The sequence below is a fragment of the Kitasatospora sp. NPDC058184 genome (genome assembly GCF_042883725.1).
GTDB lineage: Bacteria > Actinomycetota > Actinomycetes > Streptomycetales > Streptomycetaceae > Kitasatospora.
This window is the reverse complement of sequence record NZ_JBHVVE010000014.1, coordinates 190,491-217,478: the sequence shown is the minus strand read 5'-3', so window position 1 is coordinate 217,478 and position 26,988 is coordinate 190,491. Positions and strand designations below refer to the sequence as shown.

Sequence of the window (26,988 nt, the reverse complement as noted above, 5' to 3'; positions counted from 1 at the left end):
GCATGCCTTGAATGCCTGTCATGTCCTTGGCGAAGGGGTGCGACGGCGTCTATGCTCCCGACGTGGAGCTCGACGTGAGACACCTCCGGGTGCTGTGCGCGATCGCCGACAGCGGCAGCCTCCGCAAGGCCGCGCTCCAGCTCGGCATGACCCAGCCCTCCCTCACCACCCAGCTGCACCGCATCGAACGGGCCATCGGCGGCACCCTGTTCACCCGCGAGCAGACCGGCAGCCGGCCCACCGCGCTCGGCCACTCGGTGCTCTCCCGGGCCCGGCCGGTGATCACCGAGATGGCCGCCCTGGTGGCCGCCGCCCGCCAGGAGGCGCGGGACTCGGCCGGCCCCGGCCGGCAGCGGCGGCTGCGGATCGGCAGCGTCGGAAGCCGGGCGGTCGCGGCCTGGCTGCGCCGGGTGCACGAGCGGCTGCCGGACACCGACACCACCATCCACGTCGACATCTCGGCCAGCGCGCTGCTGCGGATGGTCGCCGCCGACCAGCTGGACGTGGCCTTCGTGCACGAGTGCGAGGGCTTCCCGCTGCGGGTACCGCCGGACGCCGAGCACCGGGTGCTGATGGCCCGGGAGCCGCAGTTCGTCGCGCTCGCCGCCGGGCACCCGGCCGCCGCCCGCGACGTCGTCCACCTGGCCGACCTCGCCGAGGACACCTGGATGGTCGACCCGACCGCCGACCACGAGTACGCGGCGATGCGCCGGGTGTTCACCGAGGCCGGGCTCAACCCCCGGGTGGTGCAGGTGCGGGACAACGCCACCGCCGCCGAACTGGTCGCCTCCGGCGAGGCCGTCCGCCCCTGCCAGCCCACCTCGCTGCCCGGTCCCGGCACGGTGGTCCGCCCGGTGCACGGGGACCCGCTGGCCGTCCGGCTGCTGTTCACCTGGCGTCCGCGCGTGCTCAGCCCGCCCGCGCTGGACGCGCTGTACGGCGAACTGCGGGCCGCCTACCTGGATCTGGCCAAGGTCAACCCGGCCTACCTGGACTGGCTGGCGCGGCACGAGCCGGTGCTGCTGGGCCGGGTCGGCTGACGGGCAGGTCGGACAGGGCGGTTCGGACAGGGCGGTTCGGACTGGGCGTGCCCCGTGGATCGGTACGCCCCGCGGATCAGTACGCCCGGCGGATCAGTACGCCCGGCGGGCGCCCGCCCGCCTGCTCTCCCGGCCGTGGACCAGCACGCCCACCGCCACCATCAGCGCGCAGACCAGGCCCGCCGCGAGCACCCCGGAGCCGCCGAGCGCGGTGCAGGCCAGCACCAGCGCGGCCCCCGCCGGCGCCACCGACTGGGCCGCCGCGCCCCGCTTGGTGTGCCGGGAGTGCAGGAACCAGACCGTGACCAGGTAGAGCGCGGTGGGCACGGTGACCGTCGCGGTGGCGGCGGTCTCGGAGATGTGCGCCTGGTGCACCGCCGACTCCACCGCCACCTCCAGCCCGGTGCCGATCGCCGCCGCCGAGGCGAACACCAGGTAGTGCCCGTACCCCCAGACCAGCGCCTGCCGGTTGGAACGCAGGTGCTCGTGGACGGACCGGGCGAAGTAGATCCACCAGGCCGCGAAGCAGATCAGCAGCCCGCCGGCGGCCACCGGCACCAGCCGGCCCAGCTCCTCGTGCTCGTCCACCGCCGACTGCACCGCGACGGTCGCCGCCGCCACCGTCTCGCCGAGCACGATCAGGGTGAACAGCCCGTACCGTTCGGCGATGTGGTGCGGATGCCAGGAGGTCCGCGCCCGCAGTTCGGCGACCACCGGCACGGCCAGCTCGCACAGCACCCCGACCGGGATGACGTAGAGCCGGACGTCCTGTGGCAGGAACAGCACCACCACCCAGCCGGCCTGGCAGAGCGTGATCCCCGCCGCGTAGCCCAGCGCGACCCGGCGCGCCGGGCCCTGCTCGCCGGCGGCCGCGCGCAGCCACTGGGTGACCATCGCCAGGCGCATCACCAGGTAGCCGACGATCCCCAGCGTCAGGTCCTGGGTGGCGAAGATCCGCGGCACGCCGGCGGCGAGGATCAGCACCCCGGCGATCTGCACCAGCGTGGTGATCCGGTACGGCACGTCGTCGACGTCGTACGCGGAGGCGAACCAGGTGAAGTTCATCCAGGCCCACCAGATCGCGAAGAAGGCCAGCACGTAGCCGCGCAGGCCGTCGCCGTAGTGCCCGGCCGCCAGCGAGCCCGCCAGTTCGCGCCCGGCCTGGCCGACCGCGACCACGAAGCAGAGGTCGAAGAAGAGCTCCAGCGGGGTGGCGACCCGGTGCGGCTCGTTCCGGTCGCGCGGGACCATCCGGCGCACCGGCGGCGGATCGACGGGGTGGCTGGGGCGTGCCGTCGCGGCGGGGTCACTGGCCATCGGAGCTGCTCCGGGGAGTCGGGAGGAGGGCGGGGGGACCGTCCCGCGCATCCTGGCAGCGGCCCCGGCCCGGCGCACGCACCGGCGCGACGGCTGTGCACGCGGGCGCGACGGCCGTGCACGCTCCGGCGTGGCCCGGAAAGGCCGCGCGCCCTCCGGGTACGATGGCCCCGTATGTCCCCTTTTTTCCTTGCCGTCAGCCGTAGTTGACGCTCCGGTGCGCGAACCGGGTGACAGCGCGGCGGGTTTCCGGGCGCGCCCCGCGCGCTGCGTCGCGAGCGACCGGAGCGCCGCTAGATTCTTCCCCGGTTGGAAGAGCGCGGGCCCTGCCGGGCCCCACGACACGGGTGGCGTGCGGGCAACGCGGAAGGTCAAGGCGGGTGGCGGGATTGCGGGGGCGGCGGAGCCGATCCCCCCGCGTCCGCGCCACCGGCCTCGTGATCACCGCGCTGCTCGCCAGCGCCTGCCGTGCGGCCCGCCCCGCCCCGGCGGCGGCTACTTCTCCCAGCCGAGCTTGCTGTAGTCCTCCTGGGCGAGACCGAAGGCGCCGTAGTTGGCCAGCCCCTTGCGGGTCGCCACCACGGCGGGCCGCTGGTAGAGCTCGACGGTGTGGCCGAGCTCCCAGATCCTCGCGTCCGCCTGGTTGTAGAGCTTCGCGGCCTCCGCCGGGTCGACCGTCCCGGCCGCCTTCTTCAGCAGCGCGTCGATCTCCGGGGTGCCCAGCCGGGAGGGGTTGCTGAAGGTGTTGTCGCCCACCGGCAGGCGGAAGTTGGCCAGGCTCTTGGAGTTCGGGAACGAGTCGGTGTTGCGCCAGCTCGCGATGTCGAACTTGCCCGGGGTGACGTACTTGGCGAAGTAGTCGTTGGCCGCCACCTTGTCCAGGTCGACCTTGACCCCGGCCGCCTGCCACATCGCCGCCGCCGCGGTGGCGAGGTCGAGCTGGGCCTGCGCGGTGCCGTCGCTGAGCACCCAGTGCAGCTCCAGCGGCTTGCCGTCCTTGGTGCGCGGCTGGCCGCCGCCGGACTCCTTCCAGCCGGCCTGGTCGAGCAGCTTCTTGGCCGCGGCCAGGTCGAAGGTCGCCCACTCACCGGAGTTGTCCTGGTAGCCGGTCTGGTTGGGCATGATGATGTGATTGCCGAGCGGCTTGAACTCCACCGGCACCCCGTTGTTGGCGATCTTGATCAGCGCCGAGCGGTCGAGCGCCTTGCCGAGTGCCTGGCGGACCGTCCGGTCCGCCAGCGCGCCGGTGCCGCCGAAGGAGATGTGCACCTCGTCCCAGGGGCTGGCAGCCCGGATCACGGTGTCCTTGGCGTTCTTGAGCTGCCCGTACGCGGCGGCGGTGCCGGCCGAGGCGAAGTCGATCTCGTTGTTGAGGTACGCCTGGATGCTCGCGGCCTTGTCCATCACCCGGAAGGTGATCTTGTCCAGCTTGGCCCGGGTGCCCCACCAGGCCGGGTCCGGCACCAGGCTGATGGTCTGCGCGGTCTTGTCCGCCACACCGATCTTCAGCGCGCCCGCGGTGATCGGGACCTTCTCCACCCAGCCCTTGTTGAAGTCGTCCGGGGTGGCGATGCCGGCCGCCGGGATCAGCGGGCGGAACAGGTTCTGCCAGTCCGCGTACGGCTCCGAGAAGGTGACCTTGACCTCGCTCGGGTCGGCGCCCTGCTCGACCGCGGAGATCAGCTCGTAGCCGGACGGGTCGTAGATGTTGTACGCCGGGTCCTTGCCGTTGCCCGCCTGCCAGTCGGCCTTGAAGTCCAGGTAGCTCAGCGGCTTGCCGTCCGACCAGGTGGCCTTGGGGTTCAGCTTGTACGTGACCACCTGCGGCGAGGTCGAGGTGACCTCGGCCCCCACCAGGTAGTCCGGGTCCGCCCGGAAGGCGCCGGAGGCGTCGGTGCGGAAGAGCGAGGGCTCCAGGGCGCGGATGAGGTTCACCGTGTCGGTGTAGGAGCCGCCGTCCACCTGGAGCGGGTTCCACTGGGTGATCCACTGGTCCAGCTGGAAGCGCACCTCCCCGCCGTCCTTGATCTGGTCCGGCGCCTTGGGGTTGACGTCCTCGGAGTCCTGTCTCGGCGGCTCGCTCTTGGCCACCTTGTCGGCGGAGCCGGCCCCGCCCGAGGTGCACGCGGTGACCGCGAGCGCGACGGCGACGGCGAGCGCGGCGGCCCGGCCGAGGCGGCGGGCCGTGGTGGAAGCGTCCATGAGGGTCCCCCTGGGATCGATGACGGGAGTTGGGGCGCGAGAGGTGTGACGGGGCTTGAGCGTGGGCAGCCAATTCGGCACCGGGCGAGCAGAAGGTAACAGCGGATCAGATCCGCCACCAGGGGGAGGAGGGCACACCTGATCGAAAAGTCACACGCGGCAACACGGGCGCAACACCGCCTCAGTGCCCGGGTGCTTCACTCTGACCTGCGTTTTCCCAACTGCCGGACGAACCACGCCATCTGACGATCCGACGAACCAGAACGAACCCAGACGAACCCTGTCACCCGACGCCCCCACCGGGCCCGGACCGGAGGCCACCACCCGATGCCCACCAGACGCGTCGGCCCCACCCGCACCGCGACGGGCGGCCGTTGATGCTCCGCTTCCTGGCGAAACGGCTGAGCTACTACGCGGTGCTGCTGATCGCCGCCGTCTTCCTGGCGTACGCGATCTCCGCGACCGCCCTGCAGCCGCGCACCTACTTCGAGGCCAAGGTCCCCCGGCCGTCCGTCGAATCGGTCGAGCGCCAGCTCACCGCGCTCAACCTGAACGACCGCACCCCGGTGGTCGAGCGCTTCGGCCACTGGGCCGGCGGGCTGCTGGAGGGCGACCTCGGCCGGACCATCCACGACACCCCGGTCACCGACGACTTCGGCCGCCGGGTCTGGGTCTCGCTGCGGCTGCTGCTGCTCGGCAGCCTGCTGGGCATGGTCCTCGGCGTCGCCGCCGGGGCGTGGAGCGCGGTGCGCCAGTACCGGATCTCCGACCGGCTGCTCACCGTGCTGTCCTTCGTGCTGCTCTCCACCCCGGTCTTCCTGGTCGCGCTGTTCCTCAAGAACGGCGCCATCGCCGCCAAGGACGCGGCCGGCCACGAGGTGGTCCCGTTCACCGGCTACGAGACCCCCGGGCTCGCCGGCGGCCTCGGCGCCCACCTCGCCGACTGGGCGCTGCACCTGCTGCTGCCCACCATCTCGCTGGCCCTCGGCGGCCTCGCCACCTACAGCCGCTACCAGCGCGGCACCATGCTCGACGTGCTCGGCTCCGACTACCTGCGCACCGCCGAGGCCAAGGGCCTGACCCGCGGCCGGGCACTGCTCAAGCACGGGCTGCGCACCGCGGTGATCCCGATGTCGACCATGTTCGCCTACAGCTTCCTGGGCATCTTCACCGGCGCGATCTTCACCGAGACGATCTTCGGCTGGCACGGCATGGGCGAGTGGCTGATCAAGTCGATCAACGAACAGGACGTCAACTCGGTGGTGGCGATCAACCTGTTCACCGCCGTCGTCGTGCTCGTCTCCGGCTTCCTCGCGGACACCCTGCACGCCGCCCTCGACCCGCGCGTGCGGTCCTGACCGGAGGAGAGCCGAATGACCACCACCGTCGCCGAGCCTTCCGCCCCGGCCACCGCCCCCCGGGGCACCGGCCGCGGCCGGCTCGTCCTCGCCCGGCTGCTCGCCGCCCGCGGGGCCGTGGTCGGCGCCGTCATGGTGCTGCTGCTGTTCGCGCTCGCCTTCGGCGGGCCGTACCTGACGCCCTGGGACTACGCCACCCCCGACTTCTCCGCCCTGCACCAACCCCCGTCCGCCGAACACTGGTTCGGCACCAACGGGGTCGGCCAGGACGTCTTCGCGCAGACCGTCCGCGGCCTGCAGAAGTCGCTGGTCATCGGACTGCTGGTGGCGCTGCTCTCCACCGTGCTGGCCTCCGTGGTCGGCGCCTGCGCCGGCTACTTCGGCGGCTGGGCCGACCGGGCGCTGATGTTCCTGGTGGACCTGCTGCTGGTCTTCCCGGCCTTCCTGATCATCACCATCGTCTCGTCCCGGCTGAAGAGCGCCGGCTGGATCGCCTTCGTCCTGCTGCTCGCGCTGTTCAACTGGATGATCACCGCCCGGGTGGTCCGCTCGATGACCATCTCCCTGCGCGAGCGCGAATTCGTCCGCGCCGCACGGTTCATGGGCGTACGGCCGCTGCGGATCATCAGCCGGCACATCCTGCCGAACGTCGCCTCCTTCCTCATCATCGACGCCACCATCGCGGTCGGCGGCGCCGTGATGAGCGAGACCGCGCTCTCCTACTTCGGCTTCGGGGTCAAGCCGCCGGACGTCTCGCTCGGCACCCTGCTCGCCGCCGGGACCGGCGAGGCCCCGGTGTTCCCCTGGCTGTTCTACTTCGCCGCGGCGCTGCTGGTGCTGTTCGTGCTCGCCGTCAACCTGATCGGGGACGGGCTGCGCGACGCCCTCGACCCCACCTCCGGGACCGCGCCCCGCCGTTCCCGGTCCGCCCGCCGCTCCCGGTCCACCCGCCGTTCCCACCGCCCTGCCAGCCGTAGGAAGCTCCCGTGACCACCACCGTCGAAACCCCGCTGCTCGCCGTCCGGGACCTGCGGGTCGACTTCGCCGGGCCCGACGGCCCGGTCCCCGCCGTCCGCGGGGTGGACCTCACCCTGCGGCGCGGCGAGACCCTCGGCATCGTCGGCGAGTCCGGCTCCGGGAAGTCCGTGACCGCGCTGTCCGTGCTCGGGCTGCTGCCCGGCACGGCGCGGGTCAGCGGCTCGGTGCGGCTGGACGGGCGGGAACTGGTCGGGCTGCCGGGCCGGGAGCTCGCCGCGATCCGCGGCCGCCGGATCGCCATGGTCTTCCAGGACCCGCTGTCCGCGTTCACCCCGGTCTACCGGATCGGCGACCAGATCGCCGAGGCGGTCCGCGTCCACCAGCGGGTGGACCGGGCCGCCGCGCGCCGCCGGGCCGCCGAACTCCTCGACCTGGTCGGCATCCCGGCGCCCGACCGGGCCCTGGACAGCTTCCCGCACGAGTTCTCCGGCGGCATGCGGCAGCGCGCGATGATCGCCATGGCGGTCGCCAACGATCCCGACATCCTGCTCGCCGACGAGCCCACCACCGCCCTCGACGTCACCATCCAGGCCCAGGTGCTGGACGTGCTGCGCACCGCCCAGCGGGAGACCGGCGCGGCGCTCGTCCTGGTCAGCCACGACCTCGGGGTGATCGCCGGGGCGGCCGACCGGGTCGCGGTGATGTACGCCGGACGGGTGGTCGAGACGGCCGGGGTGGACGAGCTCTTCGCGGCCCCGCACCACCCGTACTCGCTCGGCCTGATCGGCGCGCTGCCCCGGCTGGACGGGCGCGGCGGTCCGCTCGTACCGATCCCCGGCACCCCGGCGCCGATGGCCGAACTGCCCCCGGGCTGCCCCTTCGCGCCGCGCTGCCCGCTCGCGGAGGCGCGCTGCACGACGGCCGAGCCCGCCCTGCAGGGTACGGAGGAGCACCTGTCCGCCTGCGTACGGTCGGCGGAGCTCGCCGAGCGGCGGCCCGCGCCCGCCGAGGTCTACCCCGTTCCGGAGCTGCCGCCGGCCGCCGCCGGCCCCGTCGACCGCTCCACCCGGACGCCGGTGCTGTCGGTGAGCGGCCTGGAAAAAACGTTCCCCCTCCTCAAGGGCACGGTGTTCAAGCGCAAGGTCGGCGAGGTGTACGCGGTGGACGGCGTCGACCTGGACCTGCGGGAGGGCGAGACCCTCGGCCTGGTCGGGGAGTCCGGCTCCGGCAAGTCCACCACCCTGTTCGAACTGCTGCGGCTCGGCGCCCCGGAGACCGGCCGGATCGAGCTGCTCGGCCACGACACCGCGACGCTCACCCGGGCCGAGGCCCACCGGCTCCGCGCCCGGGTGCAGATCGTCTTCCAGGACCCGATGGCCAGCCTCGACCCCCGGATGCCGATCGGCGACATCGTCGCCGAACCACTGCTCGCCCAGCGCGCCCCGCGCGAGGAGATCGCCCGCCGGGTGCCCGAGCTGCTGCGCCAGGTCGGCCTCGACCCGGAGCACGCCGTCCGCTACCCGCACCAGTTCTCCGGCGGCCAGCGCCAGCGCGTCTCGATCGCCCGGGCCCTCGCCGTCCGGCCCGGGCTGCTGGTGCTGGACGAGCCGGTCTCCGCCCTGGACGTCTCCATCCAGGCCGGGGTGCTCAACCTGCTCCAGGCCCTCAAGGCCGAACTGGGCCTCTCCTACCTGTTCGTCTCGCACGACCTCTCGGTGATCCGGCACCTCGCCGACCGGGTCAGCGTGATGTACCTCGGCCGGACGGTCGAGCAGGGCGAGGTCTCCGCCGTCTTCGACCGCCCCCGCCACCCGTACACCCGCGCCCTGCTCTCCGCCGTCCCGCTGCCCGACCCCGCCGCCGAGCGCGCCCGCGACCGCATCCTGCTGGCCGGCGACCCGCCCCCGCCCACCGAGCGCCGCACCGGCTGCGTCTTCCGCACCCGCTGCCCGCGCTACGCCGCGCTCACCGCCCCGGCGGACCGGGCCCGCTGCGAACAGGAGCGGCCGGCCCTGCTCGGCGCCCCCGGGGCGGACCACCAGGCGGCCTGCCACCACCCGGAGCCGGCAACCCGGGGGCAGTGACAATCGGTGATCACTCGAACACGATTCGGTGGATCCGGTCGGCGGCGTGTAAAGTCTTCGACGTCAGCAAGCGCCGCTAGCTCAGTTGGTTAGAGCAGCTGACTCTTAATCAGCGGGTCCGGGGTTCGAGTCCCTGGCGGCGCACATGGCAAGGTCTCAGGCCGTCCACTCCGGTGGGCGGCCTGAGGCGTTTCCGGGCCGGGTAGGCCTCTCCCCATGAACTCCCCCGACACCGGCACCCGGCCCCTGGCCGAGGAACTGCTGCTGCTCTGCGCCGACCCGGCGGACGGACGCCTTCGGATCCCCGCCCTCACCCTCTCGACGGCAGTCGCGGGCGCCGTCCTCGCCGAGCTCCAGCTGGCCGGCACGATCACCGTCGACGGGCGCCGGATCACCGGCCACCGGCCGCCGGGCGGCCAGGACGAACTCGCCGCCGCCGTCCTGGCCGACCTCGGGCAGGCGGGCGAGGGCCGGCCCCGGACCCTCGAACACGCGCTGCGCGCGCTGACCCACCCGCACGGCCGGGCGACCCACCACCACCTGGACCGGATGGTCGGGCAGGGCGTGCTGACCGTCCGGAGCCACCGCTTCCTCGGGCTGCCCTACCGCCGCTGGACGGCCGTGCGGCCGGACGCCGGAGCGCTGATCGCCGCCCGGACGGCGGCCACGCTGGCGCGCGCCGGGCTCTCCGGGCTCTCCGGTCTCTCTGGTCCGACTGGTCTCTCTGGTCCGACCGGTGCGGCTGATCCGACCGATCCGGCCGACGAGCGCGACCGGCAGCTGGCCGGCCTGATCGGGGCGGCCGGGCTGGAGCGCCGGCTCTACCGGGGTCCGGACGGCGCCGAGACCCGGCACGCCGTCCGGCAGCTGGCCCGCGACCTGCCGGTCCCCCGGGCCGTGAAGCGGGAGATCACCCGGCGGAGGTCCCAGTCCGGGGGCTGATCCGTGCTCCGGCACCCGCCCTCGCGGCCTCCGGCTCCCGGGCCGACCGCTCAGTGGGTGTCGAGCACCGCCGAGGCCACCGCGTCCGGGCGGTCGAACATCACCAGGTGCCCGGCCGGGGCGGTGGTGCGGAAGTCCGCCCCGAGCAGTGCCGCCAGCTCCCGCTGCCGGGCCAGCCAGTCCTCGGTGCGGCGGGTCCGGCAGCCGTCGTCGGCGGCCAACACGGTCACCGGCAGGTCCTCGGCCAGCGGCCGGATGCGCCGCAGCTCGTCCAGTTCGGCGGCCGTGTCGAGGTAGCGGCCGTTCTCCCGCAGCAGCGCGCGCAGCGCCCGCCCGGTGCGGTAGCAGTGCCGGACCAGCGGCGCCGGGGCGAGATCCTCGCGGCGGACGGTGGACAGCCGGGCCATGGCCCGGCGGGCGGTCGGGCCCAGCAGGTAGGGCACGGCGAGGGCGGTGGCGGCGCCGGCCACCGCCCGGGCCGCCAGGTCGCGCGCGGCGGGTGCCGGGTAGGGCCGGGCCGCCGCCTCCACGCTGCCGTCGACCAGCACCAGCCCGGCGGTCCGCTCGGGGTGCAGCCGGGCGAAGGCCTCGACGTGGAAGCCGGCCAGCGAGTGCCCGACCACGGTGCAGGGCTCCCGCAGCCCGAGGCCGTCCAGCACCGCCCGGATCCGCCCGGCCTCGCCGGCCGCCGTCGGCGCGGGCCGCCCGGTGGCGGGCTCCCCGGCGCTCAGCCCGTAACCGGGCCGGTCGAAGCGGACCACGGTGCGGTACGGGGTGAGGAAGGGGACGACCAGGTCCCAGTCGAACCAGCTGCTGCCGAGGCCGCCGGAGAGCAGGCAGACCGGGCCGCTGCCCTCGGTGCGGACGTGCAGCGGGACGCCGTCGACGCGCAGGAAGCGCGCCCGGTCGACGGCCTCCGGTCCGGCGGTGCTCATGTCGGCCTCCGTCCCGGGGACGGTTCGGTCGGTCGGCGCCGCCCCTCGTCCCCCTGGTTCACCTCGGCGTCCTCGGCGTCCTCGTCCGTACCGTCCGAGCGGGCGACGCCCAGGGCCAGCAGGCCGAGCCAGAGCGCGACCAGCAGCACCTGGAGCCGCTGCCCGGCCCCGAGCGCCCAGGTGCCGCGCCCGGCCTGGAAGGCGGCGATCGAGGCGAGGCTCCAGCCGGTGGCGAGCAGTTCGGCGCCCAGCAGCCAGGGCCCGAACCGGCGCACCGGCGGCCACCAGCGGTAGCGCCGGGCGGCCACGGTGAGCGAGACCAGCGCGGTGAGCGCCCCGGCCATGGCGAGGCTGCTGGTGACCGCGTGCGCGGTGTGGGTGGCGGGGACGAGCCCGGCGGTCTCCCGGGCGGCGCACATCTCGTCGCTGGTGGGGGCGCAGCTGAGCGGCAGCCGGGAGTCGGCGGCGGTCGCGGCGCCGAACAGGGCGAGCGCGGACCAGCCGGCCAGCGCCCAGCGCCGCCGCCGCGAGGCCCCGACCCGCCCGGTGGCGAGGGCGGTGCCGGCGGCGGCGAGCAGGCAGAGCCCGGCGGCCAGGTCGGTGGCCCGGAACAGGCCGCCCAGCGGCTGGTCCTCGGCGGCGAGTTCGCTGATGTACGCCTGCACCGGGTCGAGTCCGGTGCTCAGCACGACCTCCAGCACCCAGGCGGTGTACGCCACGGCGCTGAGCAGCAGCAGGGTGGCGACCGTCGTCCGCGCGGCGCGGTGGCCTGGCTGGGGGCGGGGCACCGTTCCACCCTAACCAGCGGCGAACTCCGGACCAACCGGAAGGAAAGGGGTGGATCGATCGGCCGCCGCCCGGGTCGTTCGCGGGTGCCCGGGCACGACCCGGGGACGACCCGGGGGCAGCCCGGCGACGGTTCGGTGATGGCTCGGTGATGGTTCGAGGCACCCCTCGGAACCGTGTATTGTTTTCCAGGTCAGCAGGCGCCGCTAGCTCAGTTGGTTAGAGCAGCTGACTCTTAATCAGCGGGTCCGGGGTTCGAGTCCCTGGCGGCGCACAGACATTTGGGGAGCCTCTCGCAGCAGCGAGGGGCTCCCCGATTTTTTGGCCTCCGACGTCCGTTTTGCGTGTGATGTCGGTCTCGATTGGCGATCCGCCGGAGCTATCCGGCCCGTTCTGCTCGTCCAGGGCAGTAAAACCGGAATCGGGACAAAGGTCCCCAACCGCCGATGTCCCCGTCCGTGCCGGGCTGCCTCGATGCGCCCGCAGGAAAGGCCGCGCTTTGTCCAGAAACGCCCAGGGCGGCCGTCGCACGCCGTCGATCAGTCTCCGGCCGGTCAAACGGCTCAAGCGCTCCGCCGGCCCGGCCGGCGGGTCCGGCGGGTCCGGCGGCAGGAAGCCGCGACGTCCGAAGCGCACCGGCTGGCGCCGGCTGATACCCACCTGGCGGATGACCCTGCTGGGCTTCGGCTCCGCGCTGCTGCTCGGCATCGGTCTGTTCGCCCTCGGGATCGCCCTGGTGAAGGTGCCGGACGCGCACGCCGCCGCCACCGCCCAGAGCAACACCTGGCTCTACGCGGACGGTTCGGTGCTCACCCGCACCGGCCAGACCAACCGGCAGAACGTCTCCCTGGACAAGGTCTCCCCCGCCGCCCAGCACGCCGCGCTGGCCGCCGAGGACCGGAACTTCTACAACGAGGGCGCGGTCAACGTCCAGGGCCTGGCCCGGGCCGCGGTCAACACCGCCAAGGGCCAGGGCACCCAGGGCGGCTCCACCATCACCCAGCAGTACGTGAAGAACACGTACCTGAACCAGAAGCAGTCGGTCACCCGCAAGGTGAAGGAACTGTTCATCGCCATCAAGGTGGACGCCACCGAGAGCAAGAACGACATCCTCTCCGGCTACCTGAACACCTCCTACTACGGCCGCGGCGCCTACGGCATCCAGGCCGCCTCCCAGGCGTACTTCGGCATCGACGCGTCCGCCCTCGATCCCGCCCAGGGCGCCTACCTGGCCACCCTGCTGAACGCCCCGAGCGCCTACGACGTCGCCACCGCGACCGCGGCGGGCAAGCAGAACGCCGTCAACCGCTGGAACTACGTGCTCGACGGCATGGTCAAGGAGGGCTGGCTCTCCGCGGACGAGCGGGCCAGGACCGCCTTCCCGGAGGTCCGGGACCCCCAGCCCAACCCGGGCCTGTCCGGCCAGGCCGGCTACCTGGTCGACGCGGCCACCCAGTACCTCACCTCCAGCGGCGTGATCAACGAGACCGAGCTGGCCAAGGGCGGCTACACGATCAAGCTGAGCATCGACCCGGCCCGCCAGCAGGCCCTCCAGGACTCCGTCCAGGCCCAGCTGCACGACAGCCTGAACCCGGACAAGCGGAAGAAGGACGCGGCCGCCCAGGCCGGCGCCGCCTCGGTGGACCCGAAGACCGGCGCGGTCGTCGCCCTGTACGGCGGCGTCGACTACGTGAAGCACTACGTCGACAACGCCACCCGGCGCGACTACCAGGCCGGCTCGACCTTCAAGGCGATCGCGCTGGCCGCCGCCTTCGAGAACAACGCCAAGACCCAGGAGGGTCGCACCGTCACCCCGCGTACGGTGTACGACGGCACCAGCGGCCGGAAGGTCCGCGGCGGCAAGGGCACCCCGTACGCGCCGCCGAACGAGGGCGACAAGAGCTACGGCCAGATCACCCTCCAGCAGGCCACCGACTGGTCGGTCAACTCGGCGTTCGCGCAGCTCGCGCAGGACACCGGGCTCCAGAAGGTCAAGGACACCGCCGTCGCGATGGGCCTGCCCGGCAACACCCCGGGCCTCGACCCGGTGCCGTCCATCCCGCTGGGCGCGGCCACCCCGAGCGTGCTCGACATGGCGGGCGTGTACGCCACGCTGGACAACGGCGGCAAGCAGATCACCCCGTGGCTGGTGCAGTCGGTGGACCGTGAGGGCGAGAACGTCGCGCTGCCCGCGCACAAGACCACCCAGGCGATCAGCGAGGACACCGCCAACCAGGTCACCTCGATGCTCCAGGGCGTGGTAAGCGACCCGGGCGGCACCGGCTGGCGAGCCAAGGGCCTCGGCCGACCGGTGGCGGGCAAGACCGGCACCACCGACGACCAGAAGTCGGTCTGGTTCGTGGGCTACACCCCCGAGCTGGTCACCTCGGTCGCCCTGTTCGGCCAGGACCCGGGCAATGGCTCCCAGGTCAGCCTGAGCGGCGTCGGCGGCATCGACGGCGCGGCCGGCGGCCAGTTCCCGGCCCAGATCTGGACCAGCTACATGAAGTCCGCGCTCAAGGGCCAGCCGGTCAGCGACTTCGCCACTCCGGCGGGCGGCGACTCCTCGGGCGCCACCGACCTGCCGACCGCCCCGAGCACGCCGAGCAGCGCCCCGTCGACGGGCGCCCCCAGCGGCGCTCCGAGCACCGGCCCCACCACGGCGCCGGGCGACGGCTCGGGCTCGACCCCGTCGGGCGGCACCGACGGCGGCGCGACCACCGCGCCGACGGCCCCGCCGACCAGCCAGCCCACCACCCAGCCCACCCGGCCGCCCCGGCCCACCTCGAAGCCGACGCAGACCACCCAGCCGACCGCGCCCCCGACCAGCCAGCCGACCGGCCAGCCCACGGGCGGGACGGGCGGGACGGACGCGCTCACGGGGGCGGGCGCCTCGTCCCGGTCCGGGGGCTGACGGGGTCCGATCACCCCGGCCCGTTCACTCGGCCCCGGCCGCCCGCTCTCAGCTGAGACCGGGCGGCCGGGGCCGAGTGATTTCGCCGCCGCGTACGGTGAAGGGCAGGACCGAATGACGGAATGGCGCCTTACCCGATCATTGGTATGACTGTCACAATGCGGCCGTGCACAGATCAACGGCCTCGCCCACCCTCCCTTCGGGCAGAACCCTCGGCCTCGGCCTCGCGCTCGTCTCCGCCTTCGCCTTCGGCGGCTCCGGCACCGCGGCCAAGCCGCTGATAGAGGCCGGACTCTCCCCCCTGCACGTGGTGTGGCTCCGCGTCACCGGGGCGGCGGTGGCACTCCTCCCGATCGCCTACCGGCACCGGGACGCCGTCCTGCGCCGCCCCGGCCTGCTGCTCGGCTTCGGCCTGCTCGCCGTGGCGGGCGTCCAGGCCTGCTACTTCGCGGCGATCTCCCGCATCCCGGTCGGCGTCGCCCTGCTCATCGAGTACCTCGGCCCGCCGCTGCTGATCGGCTACGTCAAGTTCGTCCAGCGCAAGCCGATCACCCGCGGCGCGGCCATCGGCGCCGGCGTCGCGGTGGCCGGGCTGGCCTGCGTGGTCGAGGTCTGGAACGGTCTGAGCTTCGACGCGCTGGGCGTGCTGTTCGCCCTCGGCGCGGCCTTCTGCCAGGTCGGCTACTTCGTGCTCGCCGACGCCGGCCGGCACGGCGACCGCCCGGTCGACCCGCTCGCCGTCAGCGCGTTCGGGCTGCTCGTCGGCGCGGTGCTGCTCACCGTCCTCACCCGGCCGTGGCAGGCCGACTGGAGCCGGCTCGGCGGGTCGGTGGTGATGAACGGGCACACCCTGCCCGCGTTCGTCCCGGCCGCGTGGATGGTCCTGATCGCGACCGTGCTCGCCTACCTGACCGGGGTGATCTCGGTCGGCTACCTCTCGCCGCCGATCGCCGGGGTGGTCGCCAACCTGGAGGCCGTGGTCGCCACCGTGACGGCCTGGGTGCTGCTCGGCGAGCACCTCGGGGTGCCGCAGATCGCGGGCGGCCTGCTGGTGCTGACCGGCGCCTTCGCGGCGCAGGCGAGCAAGCCCGCGGAGGCGGGTTCGGGGGCTGGGACGGGTTCGGGCTCGGGAACGGGATCGGGATCGGGCTCGGGTTCAGACGCGGGGGCCGACGGCCCTGGAGCCGCCGGGCCCGGGGTCCCCGACCGGGTGGCCGCCGAGCGCGGGATCAGCGGCCGGTCCAGCCGAACCAGTCGAGGTGACTGAGCGGCCACACGACGGCCGACACCGGGCCGACCACGTTGTCCACCGGCACGGCGCCGCCGCCCGGGCCGTGCTGGTGGTACCGGGAGTCCGCGGAGTCGCTGCGGTGGTCGCCCTCGACCCAGACGTAGCCCGAGGGCACCTTCACCGGCCCGAAGTCCAGCCCGGCGCAGGAGTCGTCCCCGGGGTGCAGGTACGGCTCGTCGACCTTCCGCCCGTCGACGGTCAGTGTGGTGCCCTCGCACTGCACGGTCTGGCCGCCGGTCGCGATGACCCGCTTGACCAGGTAGTTGTCGTCCTTCGGCGGCACCAGGCCGACGAAGCTGAGCACCGAGCTCACGGTGTTGGTGACCGGGTTCGGGTCGGTCGGCTGCGGCGGCAGCCAGCCCCCCGGGTCCTTGAACACCACCGGCTGCCCCGGCTCCGGCTCCCAGCCGGTCAGCGGCGCCAGCTTGTTCACGCCGACCCGGTCGCCGATCCGCAGGGTGTTCTCCATCGAGCCGGACGGGATGGTGAACACCTGGAACAGGCAGGTCTTGATCAGCAGCGCGACCACCAGGCCGACCGCCGCCATCACCGGCAGCTCGATCCACCACGGCCGGGGACGCCGGCCCGCGCGGCGGTCCGTACGGCCGCGCGAACCGCGCGCCCGACGGCGGGCCTCGGCGCGGCCGCCGGACACCTCGTGGACGTTCGACGCGGAGCCGCTGGGGGCTCCGGCCCCGCTGGGCGTTTCGGGCAGGTTCACCGCCATCGTCGCTGCTCCACCTCTCCGGCTGGGGAAACCTGCACGCTACGCCAACCGTGGAGCCTGACGAAATCGGTCATTTAGCCGCCGCCGACATCGCCGGGTGTCCCAGGGGAGCCCCGGGGGGCGCACCGGGGATCACCGGGGGTCACCTGGGAACGGCCGGGAGGGGCCGGGAACGACCGGGGCCCGCTGCCGGCGGTCCGCTCCGTCTCCGTCTCCGGGTGGGGTGCGGGCTCTGGGCGCGGGGCCTCCGGGCGTGCGGGCTCCGGCCCGGTCAGGCGCGGGCGATGGCCTCGTGGTGGCGGATGACCTCGGCGATGATGAAGTTCAGGAACTTCTCCGCGAAGACCGGGTCCAGCTTCGCCCCCGCCGCCAGCTCCCGCAGCCGCTTGATCTGGTCCCGCTCGCGCGCCGGGTCGGCCGGCGGCAGCTTGTGCTCGGCCTTGAGCCGGCCGACCCGCTGGGTCGCCTTGAAACGCTCGGCCAGCATGTGGACCACCGCGGCGTCGATGTTGTCGATGCTCTCGCGCAGGCTGGTCAGCTCGGCCCGTACGGCGTCGTCGATCCCCTGGGGCAGAGCGGCGTCGGGGGTCGTGGAGTGGTCCGTCATCGGGGCGGCTCCCGGTGTCTGGAGTGGGCGCCCGACCGTACGCCGGCCGGGCTCGGGCCCGGGCAAATCTAACAGGGCCCCCGCTCCGGCCCCGCACCGTCGAACAGAACCGTCCACGATCCGGACAGTGCCCCGGAGCCGCCCGCCGGCACCGCGCACCGCCTCCCCGCTGCGGCGTGACACGCCGGAGCGGGGAGGCCCCTGCCCGTAGGCTGGGGCACGCATGACCGGAAGTGACCGCTCGAACACTCTCCCTCAGCACTGGAGGAACCGATCGTGGCAACCACCCGCACCGCCCGTACGGCCTGGGAGGGCAACCTCGTCGCCGGCCAGGGCCAGGTGACCTTCGAATCGTCCGGCATCGGCACGTACCCGGTGTCCTGGCCGTCCCGCGCCGAGCAGGCCAACGGCAAGACCAGCCCGGAGGAGCTCATCGCCGGCGCCCACTCGGCGTGCTTCTCGATGGCCCTCTCCCACGGCCTCACCGGCGCCGGCACCCCGCCCACCACGCTGGAGACCCAGGCCGACGTCACCTTCCAGCCGGGCGAGGGCATCACCGGCATCCACCTGACCGTCACCGGCACGGTGCCGGGCCTGGACGAGGCGGGCTTCGTCAAGGCCGCCGAGGACGCCAAGGCCAACTGCCCGGTCAGCCAGGCCCTGACCGGCACCACCATCACCCTCACCGCCAAGCTGGCCTGAACCGCACCCCTCTTCTCCTCTTCTTCTTCACCGCGCCCCTCGGGGACCGGCCGGCGTCCGGCTCCCGGCCGGTGTCCGGCCCGCGGTCGGCGCGCGACCGGTCCGCGTCCGGCGCACGGTCGGCGCCCAGGGGCGCGGCTTCAGCGCACGCGCCCCTGGCGCACATCATGTGATGTGCACCGGGGGCGTCTGCACGTACCGCCATTCATGATCACAAAGCGGGCGAATCACCCTGGCGGCGGTCACCGCGTGTTGCCGTCGCGGCCTATGATCGGCCGCAGCGCCCTGTCCTTCAGGCGGGTCCCCGCGCACCGGCGCCCCACGACGGGCGGCCCCGCAGCGGACCGACTCCGAGGACCACGACAGAGTGCGGAGCCGACCGCCGGGTCCCGACTGGCCGGCCGGACATCGTCAAGCGTCAGCAGCGGACGGGAGCATGCCGTGCCGGGCCAGAACGAGGGGGCCGACGCACACCACCCGGGCGGGCGGCACGAGGAGTCACCGTGCCACCGCCACCTCGCCTCTCCGGTCCTGGAACCGGTCCTCGATCCGGCCCTTGAACCGACCCTGGGACCCACCGCCGGATCAGCCGTCGGACCTGTCGTCGGACCTGTCGTCGGATCGACCGGCGGAACGGGCGGCGGGCCCGTCTCCGGATCCGTCACCGGGCCGGCCGCGGGGCCCGTCACCTCCTTCACCGCCTGCGGGACGCTGACCGAGCCGGAGCCGCTGCTCTGCCCCACCTGCGCGGCCCCGCTCAGCGGCGACGCCCGCCGGGAGCGGGGGCTCACCCGCGGCAGCGGCCGGGAGAGCATCGACACCGACCGGCTGCTGGCGGCGCTGCGGGCCAGCGAGTCCCGGTTCCGGGCCGCCTTCTGCGACGCCGTCATCGGCATGGCCCTGATCGATGCCGAGGACCGGATCATCGAGGTCAACCCCGCCTTCGCCGCCCTGATCGGACAGGGCGTCGGCGACCTGGTCCGCACCCACCTGCACGAGATCATCGACCCGGAGGGCATGCCGGACCGGCTCTTCTCCGAACTCGTCCGCGGCGAGCGGGAACGGTTCCGCGTGGAGAAACAGCTCAAGCACCGCGAGGGCCACACGGTCTGGAGCAAGGTCACCGTCTCGCTGATCCGGGACGGCGCCGGGGACCCCCTCTACACCCTCGCGCTGGTCGAGGACATCACCGAGCAGCGCCGACTCGGCGACCGGCTGGAGTACCAGGCCCTGCACGACCCGCTGACCCGGCTGCCCAACCGGACCTACTTCTTCGAGCGGCTCGACGCCGCCTGCCTCGCGCCGGCCGACCAGCCGGGCCCGGTCGGCGCCCCGGACGAACGCCGGGTCGGGGTCTGCTACCTGGACCTCGACGGCTTCGCGGCGATCAACGAGGCGCTCGGCCACCACATCGGCGACCAGCTGCTGATCGCCGTCGCCACCCGGCTGCGGCGCGGCTTCGACGGGCGCGACACCCACCTGGTGGCCCGGATGGGCGGCGACGAGTTCGCCGTGCTGGTCACCGACAGCCTGGGCAGCGAGCAGCTGACCGAACTGGCCGCCCGGATCCTGGAGGTGCTGGAACGTCCCTTCGACGTGGCCGGGCACCGGCTGGTGGTCACCGCCAGCGTCGGCGTGGTCGAGCGGTCCGTGCACGAGACCACCTCGACCGACCTGGTCAAGGACGCCGACGCCACGCTCTACTGGTCCAAGGCCGACGGCCGCGCCCGCTGGACCCTCTACGACCCGGACCGCGGCGCCCACCAGCTCACCCGGCAGCTGCTCGCCACCGCGCTCCGCCCGGCCCTGGAACGCGGCGAGTTCGCGATCGAGTACCAGCCGCTGGTCGGCCTGGCCGACGGCACCGTGCACGGCGCGGAGGCGCTGGTCCGCTGGCGCCACCCCCGCTACGGGACACTCTCCCCGGACCGCTTCATCCCGCTCGCCGAGGAGACCGGCGCGATCGTGCCGCTCGGGACCTGGGTACTGGAGGAGTCCTGCCGCCAGGCCCGGCAGTGGCTCGCCGAGTTCCCCGAGACCGAGACCTTCGTGAGCGTCAACCTCGCCGCCCGCCAGATCTGGGACTCCGACATCGTCGCCGACGTCGCCCGGGCCCTCGAACGCACCGGCCTGCCGGCCCGGCTGCTCCAACTGGAGATCACCGAGAGCGCCCTGCTCGGCCCCGGCGGCCGGCCCCTCCAGGCCCTCCAGGCGCTCGCCGACATGGGCGTGCGGATCGCGATCGACGACTTCGGCACCGGCTACTCCAACCTGGCCTACCTCTCCCGGCTGCCGGTGCACGTGCTCAAGCTCGACGGCACCTTCATCGAGGGCTTCCGCGAGCCCTCCCCGACGGACCGGCCCGGCCGCCCGGAACTCGGCTCCCGCCGCAGCGACGCGGACGAGCAGATCGTCGGCGCGATGGTGCAGCTCGCCCACACCCTCGGCCTGACCGTCACCGCCGAGGGCATCGAGAGCGCCGCCCAGGCCGAACGCCTGCGGCTGACCGGCTGCGACACCGCCCAGGGCTGGTACTTCGCCCGCCCCGGCGAGGCCGAACTCGTCGCGGCCATACTCCGCGACGGCCGCCCCGCCCTACAGGGCCGCTAGCCGCGGGAGGCGGGCCGGAACGGGACGAGGCCTCGGCCGGCGCCCGCCCGGAGCCGGCACTTCGCCCGCCCCCGGCGAAGCCGAACCGGCCGCAGTGAGCAACAGCCGAGGGCCGGCGGGCCGACGGGTCGGTCCGCCCGGCCCGCGGTGGTGTGGCCCACCACCGCGTGGCGCTCGGCCCGCGCCCCGGCCGGCCCGGGGCGTCGAACCTCCCGGCGGCGGTCACGGCTGTAGCAGGACCGCAGGCCGTCGGTCCCGCCACAGCCGTCAGGCCGCAGCCGTCACACCGTCGCCGTCAGGCCGTACGCCTCGGCGATCAGGCCGTACGAGCGGAGCCGGGCCTCGTGGCCGTGGATGTGGGAGGTGACCATCAGCTCGTCCACGCCGGTCCGCTTGCGCAGGGCCTCCAGCCCGTCGGCGACCCGGCCCGGGTCGCCGAGCACGACGTTGTCGAGCCAGCTGTCGATGAAGTCGGCCTCGACCGGGCTGTACGGGTACTCCTCGGCCTCCTGCGGGGTGGGGATCGGGCCGGGGTTGCCGCGCCGCAGGCGGAGCATGCCGAGGGCCGCGGAGCGGGCGAGGCGCCGGGCCGAGGTCTCGTCGTCGGCGGCGACCGCGCTCACGCCGATCAGCGCGTACGGCTCGGCGAGCACGGCGGAGGGGCGGAAGGACGAGCGGTAGAGGTCCAGCGCCGGGACGGTGTTGGCGCTGCTGAAGTGGTGGGCGAAGGCGAACGGGAGGCCGAGGCGCCCCGCGAGCTGGGCGCTGAAGCCGGAGGAGCCGAGCAGCCAGACCGGCGGGCGGCCCTCGCCCTTGGGGACGGCCGTCAGCCGGGCGTACGGGTGGCCGTCCGGGAAGTCGCCGTCGAGGAAGTGGGTCAGCTCGGCGAGTTGCTGCGGGAAGTCGTCCGCGCCTTCGGCGAGGCCGCGGCGCAGCGCCCGGGCGGTGGCCTGGTCGGTGCCGGGGGCGCGGCCGAGTCCGAGGTCGATCCGCCCGGGGTGCAGGGCTTCCAGCAGGCCGAACTGCTCGGCGATGGCCAGCGGGGCGTGGTTGGGGAGCATGACGCCGCCGGAGCCGAGCCGCAGCGTGGTGGTGTTGGCCCCGAGGTGGGCGAGCAGGACGGCGGGGGTGGAGCTGGCCACTCCGGGCATGCCGTGGTGCTCGGCCACCCAGAAGCGGTGGTAGCCCCACTGTTCGGCCTGGCGGGCCAGTTCGGTGGTGGCGGCGAGGGCCTCGGCGGGCGTGTGGCCGACGCCGACCGTGGCCAGGTCGAGGATGGAGAGCGGGGCGGGTGCCGTTCCCCGGGCGGTGCCCCGGATCGCCGTGTCGGCCGCCGGTTCGGCCCCGTGCTCCTGCTGGTCCTCGGTGGTCATCCCGTCCGCCCTCCTGGCTGCCGTCCTTGAGCCGACCGTCGTGGCCGGCCGCGCGGGCCCGGGTGGTCCGCCGGTCGCTGTCGCCGACCGGGGTCAACCACGGCCGGGGGCTCGCTGTTCCCGCCTCGGGGATGTCGTCCGGCCACGGTCCGAGTGGGTTTCGGCCATTTCGCACGGGCGTCCGACCGACCGTTCGGCTGACGGAGAGCCAGTGGGCGAACACGGCTGGCGACTTCCCGCCAGCGCCGGAAGTCGCCAGCCCGGGCCCTCGCGACCGGGGGTCGGCGTCCGGCAGGCTTGGGCCCAGAGGCGGACCGCCGGAGCGGGATCCGCACTCCACCAGCAAGATCGTCGGGCTGGACCAGCACCGGACGATCACTGCGAGCCCTCGGCGCGGCACCCCGCCCCGGGGGCTCGTTCGGTTTCGGCGGCCCTCCGCCGCCCGGGCGCCCCTCACCCCGGCCGACCCGGACATACGGCCCGGACACACGGCCCGCCGCCTCGGGGCACGGCCGGAATCAGCACTCGTGATCCATGCCATACCGGGGTGCTTCATGGCATGAAAAGTCGAGGCGCTAGCGTTGACCCCTGCAGCCACCTGCTCCCCCGGGAGGCACGGAGGGAGTAAAGGGTCTTGAACTTCGTGGCCGCGATCGGATCCTCGTGGATCTGCGCGCTGGCGCTCGTCGCCGTGCTCGGGGACGCCCTCCTGCCGTTCATCCCCAGCGGGACGCTGGTCATCCTGGCCGTGCTCAAGACCTCGCAGATCAACGGCGCGCCCCTGATGCTCGGACTGGGCGTGGCGGTGGCCTCCTTCCTGGGCGACCTCCTGCTGCTGAACCTGGCCCGGCGCGGCGCCCCGGTGCTGCACCGCCGGCTCGCCCGGCGCCCGAAACTGGCGGCCAGCGTGACCCGGGTCCAGGAGGCCCTGATCGAACGCCCCCACGGAGCGGCCGCCGCGATGGTGGTGGTCGCCCGGTTCGTCCCGGCCGGCCGGACCGTCCTCGACCTGGCCATCGGCCACTCCCCCGCCCATCCGCACCGGTTCCTGCACTGGTCGGCACTGGCGGCGCTGGTCTGGGCCGCCTACATCGTGACGCTGGGCTGGCTGAACAGCCACTGGTTCAACACCGCCTGGCTGAGCCTCGTGGTCTCCTGCGCGGCGGCCACCGCCATCAGCACCGCGATCGCGCGCATGGTGCGCCGCACCCGGCGACTCGCCGCACTCTGACGGCCCTCCCGGCCGCCTCTCCCCCTTCTCTCCCTCCTTTCCCCTCCCTCCCGGCCCGCCCGGAGCGGCCCCATAGCGGGCTTCGGGCTGCCCGGCCCAGCAAGGGGCAAAAGTTTTCCCAAAAGGGCGACCAACCGGGCCGAACGCTGACGAACTCCGGCGGGGAGCGGACCGACCGGCGGTAGCGTACTGACCGGACCGCACGGGGCGGGAAGCGTCACAGGACGGCAACAGTCGAGGCATCCCCGCAGCCCAGCCGTACGCGCCCGGCGTGTTGAGAGTCGTCAGCGCTCGGCGACCTTGGTGGCCGCTGCGGCGACATGACATGCTAACGGCGGAATATTCATCAATTGCCCGATTTGACCGGTGCGGCCGTGGGCCGCCCTCACCACCGGTATCGGCACCCAGGGGAGACCATGACCAGCATCTCGCGCAGGACGGTGCTCAGCGCAACCGCCGCGACCGCGGCCCTCGGCGCGGTCGCGGCCTGCTCCAGCGGCGGGTCCGGCTCGGGCCAGGGCTCCCCCTCCCCCGGCCCCGGCGGCGCGAGCACCACCCAGGGCGGCAGCGGCGACCCCACCCAGGCGGTGGTGCCCAAGGGCACCCCGATCGGCGACGGTTCCAACGCGGACACCGGCCCGCAGCCGAACCAGCCCAAGCCCGAGAAGCTCAAGCCGGGCGAGCGGCCGCCCCAGTTCGTGGTCTTCTCCTGGGACGGCGCCGGCGGCACCGAGGACGGCCAGTTCCCCCGCTTCCTGAAGCTGGCGGAGCAGCACAAGGCCACGATGACCTTCTTCCTCTCGGGCATCTACGCCCTGCCCAAGGGCAAGGCGGACCTCTACCACCCGCCGAAGCACTCGGTCGGCGCCTCCGACATCCCGTACCTGTCGGACGGCGCGGTGAAGAGCACACTCAAGCTCGTCAGCCAGGCCTGGCTGGCCGGGCACGAGATCGGCACCCACTTCAACGGGCACTTCTGCTCCAGCCGTCCGGACAAGAATGGGGTCAACGTGTGGACCCCGGAGGACTGGCAGAGCGAGATCGACCAGGCGATCGGCTTCGTCACCCAGTGGCGGACCAACACCGGTTTCACCGATGTCGACCCGCTCCCCTTCGACTACAAGAAGGAGCTGATCGGCGGCCGCACCCCGTGCCTGGAGGGCCAGAAGGCGCTGCTGCCGACCATCGCCAAGCTGGGCTGGAAGTACGACGCCAGTTCCTCGGGCGGCCTGCAGATATGGCCGCAGAAGGTGCAGGACGGCAAGGTCTGGGACTTCCCGCTGCAGTCCATCCCGTTCCCCGGGCACACCTTCCAGGTCCTGTCGATGGACTACAACATCCTGGCCAACCAGTCCGCCGGCAGCACCAAGGGCGACCCGGCCAAGTACGGCGACTGGCGCACCCAGGCCACCAACTCCTACCTGGCGGGCTTCGAGCGCGCGTACAACGGCAACCGCGCGCCGTTCTTCGTCGGCAACCACTTCGAGCAGTGGAACGGCGGCATCTACATGGACGCCGTCGAGGAGACCCTCAAGACCATCGCGGGCAAGCCCGACGTCCGACTGGTCTCCTTCAAGCAGCTCGTCGAGTGGCTGGAGGTGCAGGACCAGTCCACCCTGCGCAAGCTGCGCTCGCTCAACGTCGGCCAGGCGCCGGCGGGCGGCTGGGAGAGCTTCCTCGGCACGGCGGGCTGACCCGCCGGGGAGCGGCGGGACGGGGCACCGGCGGCGGCCGGCGGGGGTGCGGGCCCCCGCCGGCCGTCGGCGTTCCGGGACGGACCGGCTACCCGGCGGTGAGGGCGTCCGCGAGCAGGATGCGGACGATGCGGTCCGCCCCGGCCTCGCCCCAGAGGATCGAGTAGTGGTTGGTGTCCGGCACCGGCGAGGCCGGAACCCGCTCCGAGTCCAGTCCGGCCAGCCCGATCCGCTCGTGGTCGTAGAGGCCCTGCGGCTCGTCGAACAGGCCGCGCTCGGCCCAGATCAGGTCGGCCGGGCAGGGCAGCCGGTGCACGGCGGCGGCCGCGTCCTCGTCCAGCAGGACCTGGGCGCCGTCGGCCTGCACGGCCTCCAGCACGCAGGAGGAGCGCAGTTCGGGCTCAGCGCCGACCAGGTCGCGCTGGGTGTAGGCGTCGATCCCCTCGGTCCACTCGCCGGCGAAGGCGGGGTGCCCGCGCCAGAACTCCCGGTAGGCCTCCCGGTCCGGGAAGGTCGTGGACAGCCGGGCCAGCGCGGGGCCGAGCACCGCGGCCAGGGCGTCCTCCTCGCGGACGCCCTGCGGCAGCGGGAAGGTCACCGCCCCGTCGACCAGCAGGACGCGGCGGACGAGGTCGGGGTGCCGGACGGCGGCCAGGGCGGTGACCCAGGCCCCCATCGAGTGGCCGACCACCGTGACGGGCCCCGAGCCGAGCGCGCCGATCAGCGCGGCCACGTCGTCGGCGTGCCGGGCCAGTCCGTACGGTCCGGTGACCGAGCGGCTGGCGCCGCGGCCCCGCAGGTCGGGCGCGAGCAGGGTGACCCGGCCGGCGAGCCGGCGGGCGACCTCGTACCAGGCGAGGCCGTTGGCGGTGATGCCGTGCACCGCCACGACCGTCGGGGCCTGCGGGTCCTCGGCGGGCCAGCGCAGGACGGCCAGGTCCCCACCGGGCACGGGGACGGTCAACTCCTCGGGCTTCAGCGGCGACTGGCTCACGCGGGGGTACCTCCGGTGGGGTGGGCGGTTCCGAGGCCGGCCGGCGCCGGGGCGGAACGGCCGGTGCGGGCGGATCGGATGCGGGCAGGCAGTCTAGCCAGGCCGCCGGGCAGCAGGTAGACCACGGCGACGAACAGGGCGCCCAGCAGGAACAGGGGTTGGGAGAGCGGCACGCGCAGCACCGCCGGAAGGTCGGCGACGGCCGACGAGTTGGCGAGGTCGCCGAGCCGGTGGCTCGCCCAGGTGTAGAGGACACCGCCGAGCAGCGGCCCCCAGCGGGTGCCGGAGCCGCCGAGGACGACCATGACCAGGAGCGCGAGCGTGGCGTCCGAGGTGGCGGCCTGCGGGGTGGCGCCACCGGTCAGCAGCAGGTAGACCACCCCGCCCAGCCCGGCGAGTCCGCCGGCCAGCACGAAGGCGACCAACTTGTAGCCGTACGGCCGCAGTCCGAGCACCTCGACCCGGCGCTCGTTCTCCTTGATGCCCTCCCAGACCCGGCCGATCGGGGACTTGACGGCCCAGTGGACCGCGGCGACGGTCAGCACCAGGTAGCCGACGGCGATCCAGTAGAGGTTGGCGGTGTTCTCGATCCCGAGCAGACCGGAGGGCAGCAGGTCGGCCGGGGCGGACCGGCCCTCCTCGCCACCGGTGGCGCCACCGGGGTTGCGCTGGACGAGGATCGAGCCGGCCTGGGCGAAGGCGAGGGTGACCATGGAGAAGCCGATGCCGGTGACGCGCAGGCTGACCGAGCCGAGCAGCAGGGCCAGCAGGACGGAGCAGGAGACGCCGAACACCGCGGCGGCGGCGAACGGCAGTCGCAGCTCCAGCATGCCGAGGTCGGTGGCGTAGAGGCCGGTCGCGAAGTAGAGCGCGTGGCCGAAGGAGAGCAGTCCGGTCCGACCGAGCAGGAGGTCGTAACCGGTGGCGAGCCCGCCGTAGAGGAGGCACAGGGCGAGCAGTTGGAGGCTTCCGGGGCTGCCGAGCGGGCCGTCGAGCAGTCCCGGGACGGGAAGCGCACTGTATGGGGCGACAAGGAGCGTGATCAGCAGAGCGATCGGCCACCAGCGTAGCGCTCTGTGCACGCCAGTCCAGCGATTAGTGACTGGATCACCCGTTCGAGGGATGGCGCCGGACTCGGCCCTGTGTTCACAATGGGTCTCGGCAAGGCCGGTGTCAGTCCCCCTTGCCACAGTGGCGGTGTCG

At 73.6% G+C, this 26,988-nt stretch carries 20 protein-coding genes and 2 tRNA genes; 13 read left to right on the top strand and 9 right to left on the bottom strand.

The window, feature by feature from the left end:
- The first annotated feature begins 62 nt into the window (after positions 1-62).
- Positions 63-1,040, top strand: coding sequence for a LysR family transcriptional regulator (locus tag ACFVXH_RS25880; protein WP_241853111.1), 978 nt, complete (start codon positions 63-65; stop codon positions 1,038-1,040).
- Between the two features lie 93 nt (positions 1,041-1,133).
- On the opposite strand, the gene ACFVXH_RS25875 is transcribed toward ACFVXH_RS25880, so the two are convergent.
- A complete protein-coding gene (locus ACFVXH_RS25875) occupies positions 1,134-2,357 on the bottom strand; it encodes a low temperature requirement protein A (protein ID WP_387827513.1) in 1,224 nt (407 codons plus the stop codon).
- A 495-nt stretch (positions 2,358-2,852) separates the two neighbouring features.
- Positions 2,853-4,559 (bottom strand): ABC transporter family substrate-binding protein, encoded by a 1,707-nt coding sequence (locus ACFVXH_RS25870; protein ID WP_387827510.1) that lies wholly within the window; start codon positions 4,557-4,559, stop codon positions 2,853-2,855.
- A 377-nt stretch (positions 4,560-4,936) separates the two neighbouring features.
- On the opposite strand from ACFVXH_RS25870, the gene ACFVXH_RS25865 reads away from it, so the two are divergent.
- The 5 genes from ACFVXH_RS25865 (at position 4,937) to ACFVXH_RS25845 (ending at position 9,921) form a co-directional block, all read left to right on the top strand.
- On the top strand, positions 4,937-5,917 hold the full coding sequence (locus ACFVXH_RS25865; RefSeq protein WP_380778875.1) for an ABC transporter permease: 981 nt from the start codon (positions 4,937-4,939) through the stop codon (positions 5,915-5,917).
- 15 nt (positions 5,918-5,932) lie between these two features.
- Positions 5,933-6,907, top strand: coding sequence for an ABC transporter permease (locus ACFVXH_RS25860; RefSeq protein ID WP_387827507.1), 975 nt, complete (start codon positions 5,933-5,935; stop codon positions 6,905-6,907).
- The gene (locus ACFVXH_RS25855; RefSeq protein WP_387827504.1) at positions 6,904-8,979 is read left to right on the top strand and encodes a dipeptide ABC transporter ATP-binding protein; all 2,076 of its coding nucleotides are present in this window, start codon (positions 6,904-6,906) and stop codon (positions 8,977-8,979) included. The genes ACFVXH_RS25860 and ACFVXH_RS25855 overlap by 4 nt, the downstream gene beginning before the upstream one ends.
- Before the next feature lie 70 nt (positions 8,980-9,049).
- Positions 9,050-9,123: transfer RNA gene (locus ACFVXH_RS25850), tRNA-Lys, on the top strand.
- Between the two features lie 72 nt (positions 9,124-9,195).
- A complete protein-coding gene (locus tag ACFVXH_RS25845; RefSeq protein WP_387827501.1) occupies positions 9,196-9,921 on the top strand; it encodes a GPP34 family phosphoprotein in 726 nt (241 codons plus the stop codon).
- Between the two features lie 50 nt (positions 9,922-9,971).
- Here the strand turns inward: ACFVXH_RS25845 and ACFVXH_RS25840 are convergent, their stop codons facing one another.
- Together ACFVXH_RS25840 and ACFVXH_RS25835 are read right to left on the bottom strand one after the other, a co-directional pair.
- Complete coding sequence (locus tag ACFVXH_RS25840; protein WP_387827498.1) at positions 9,972-10,856, bottom strand: alpha/beta fold hydrolase; 885 nt, start codon at positions 10,854-10,856, stop codon at positions 9,972-9,974.
- Complete coding sequence (locus tag ACFVXH_RS25835) at positions 10,853-11,644, bottom strand: DUF998 domain-containing protein (protein WP_079272663.1); 792 nt, start codon at positions 11,642-11,644, stop codon at positions 10,853-10,855. Before ACFVXH_RS25835 ends, ACFVXH_RS25840 begins: the two co-directional genes overlap by 4 nt.
- Before the next feature lie 198 nt (positions 11,645-11,842).
- On the opposite strand from ACFVXH_RS25835, the gene ACFVXH_RS25830 reads away from it, so the two are divergent.
- From ACFVXH_RS25830 to ACFVXH_RS25820, 3 genes are all read left to right on the top strand, one after another.
- Positions 11,843-11,916 (top strand) — tRNA-Lys (locus ACFVXH_RS25830).
- A 393-nt stretch (positions 11,917-12,309) separates the two neighbouring features.
- A complete protein-coding gene (locus ACFVXH_RS25825; protein ID WP_387827495.1) occupies positions 12,310-14,556 on the top strand; it encodes a transglycosylase domain-containing protein in 2,247 nt (748 codons plus the stop codon).
- A 166-nt stretch (positions 14,557-14,722) separates the two neighbouring features.
- Positions 14,723-15,823: a DMT family transporter gene (locus ACFVXH_RS25820; RefSeq protein WP_387827492.1), complete on the top strand. Its 1,101-nt coding sequence runs from the start codon at positions 14,723-14,725 to the stop codon at positions 15,821-15,823.
- Here ACFVXH_RS25820 and lepB read toward each other — a convergent pair.
- Positions 15,786-16,574 carry a signal peptidase I gene (lepB, locus tag ACFVXH_RS25815; RefSeq protein WP_380743842.1) on the bottom strand — a complete coding sequence of 263 codons (789 nt, stop codon included), beginning with the start codon at positions 16,572-16,574 and terminating at the stop codon, positions 15,786-15,788. The two genes, ACFVXH_RS25820 and lepB, sit on opposite strands and share 38 nt — an antisense overlap.
- Before the next feature lie 271 nt (positions 16,575-16,845).
- Positions 16,846-17,181, bottom strand: a complete 336-nt coding sequence (locus ACFVXH_RS25810; protein ID WP_049649676.1) for a chorismate mutase — start codon at positions 17,179-17,181, stop codon at positions 16,846-16,848.
- 276 nt (positions 17,182-17,457) lie between these two features.
- Between ACFVXH_RS25810 and ACFVXH_RS25805 the strand changes: the two genes are divergently transcribed.
- Both ACFVXH_RS25805 and ACFVXH_RS25800 read left to right on the top strand, forming a co-directional pair.
- A complete protein-coding gene (locus tag ACFVXH_RS25805) occupies positions 17,458-17,883 on the top strand; it encodes an OsmC family protein (protein WP_049649677.1) in 426 nt (141 codons plus the stop codon).
- Between the two features lie 441 nt (positions 17,884-18,324).
- A complete protein-coding gene (locus ACFVXH_RS25800) occupies positions 18,325-20,493 on the top strand; it encodes a putative bifunctional diguanylate cyclase/phosphodiesterase (protein WP_387827488.1) in 2,169 nt (722 codons plus the stop codon).
- Positions 20,494-20,774: 281 nt separating this feature from the next.
- Here ACFVXH_RS25800 and ACFVXH_RS25795 read toward each other — a convergent pair whose 3' ends face one another.
- Complete coding sequence (locus ACFVXH_RS25795) at positions 20,775-21,866, bottom strand: LLM class flavin-dependent oxidoreductase (protein ID WP_387827485.1); 1,092 nt, start codon at positions 21,864-21,866, stop codon at positions 20,775-20,777.
- A 643-nt stretch (positions 21,867-22,509) separates the two neighbouring features.
- Here ACFVXH_RS25795 and ACFVXH_RS25790 point away from each other — a divergent pair.
- Positions 22,510-23,097 (top strand): DedA family protein, encoded by a 588-nt coding sequence (locus ACFVXH_RS25790; protein ID WP_234348218.1) that lies wholly within the window; start codon positions 22,510-22,512, stop codon positions 23,095-23,097.
- A gap of 416 nt (positions 23,098-23,513) precedes the next feature.
- Positions 23,514-24,791, top strand: coding sequence for a lipoprotein (locus ACFVXH_RS25785; protein ID WP_049649680.1), 1,278 nt, complete (start codon positions 23,514-23,516; stop codon positions 24,789-24,791).
- An 88-nt stretch (positions 24,792-24,879) separates the two neighbouring features.
- Here ACFVXH_RS25785 and ACFVXH_RS25780 read toward each other — a convergent pair whose 3' ends face one another.
- A complete protein-coding gene (locus ACFVXH_RS25780; RefSeq protein WP_074005093.1) occupies positions 24,880-25,785 on the bottom strand; it encodes an alpha/beta fold hydrolase in 906 nt (301 codons plus the stop codon).
- The gene (locus ACFVXH_RS25775; RefSeq protein WP_380778298.1) at positions 25,782-26,909 is read right to left on the bottom strand and encodes a branched-chain amino acid ABC transporter permease; all 1,128 of its coding nucleotides are present in this window, start codon (positions 26,907-26,909) and stop codon (positions 25,782-25,784) included. The genes ACFVXH_RS25780 and ACFVXH_RS25775 overlap by 4 nt, the downstream gene beginning before the upstream one ends.
- Positions 26,910-26,988: the final 79 nt, after the last annotated feature.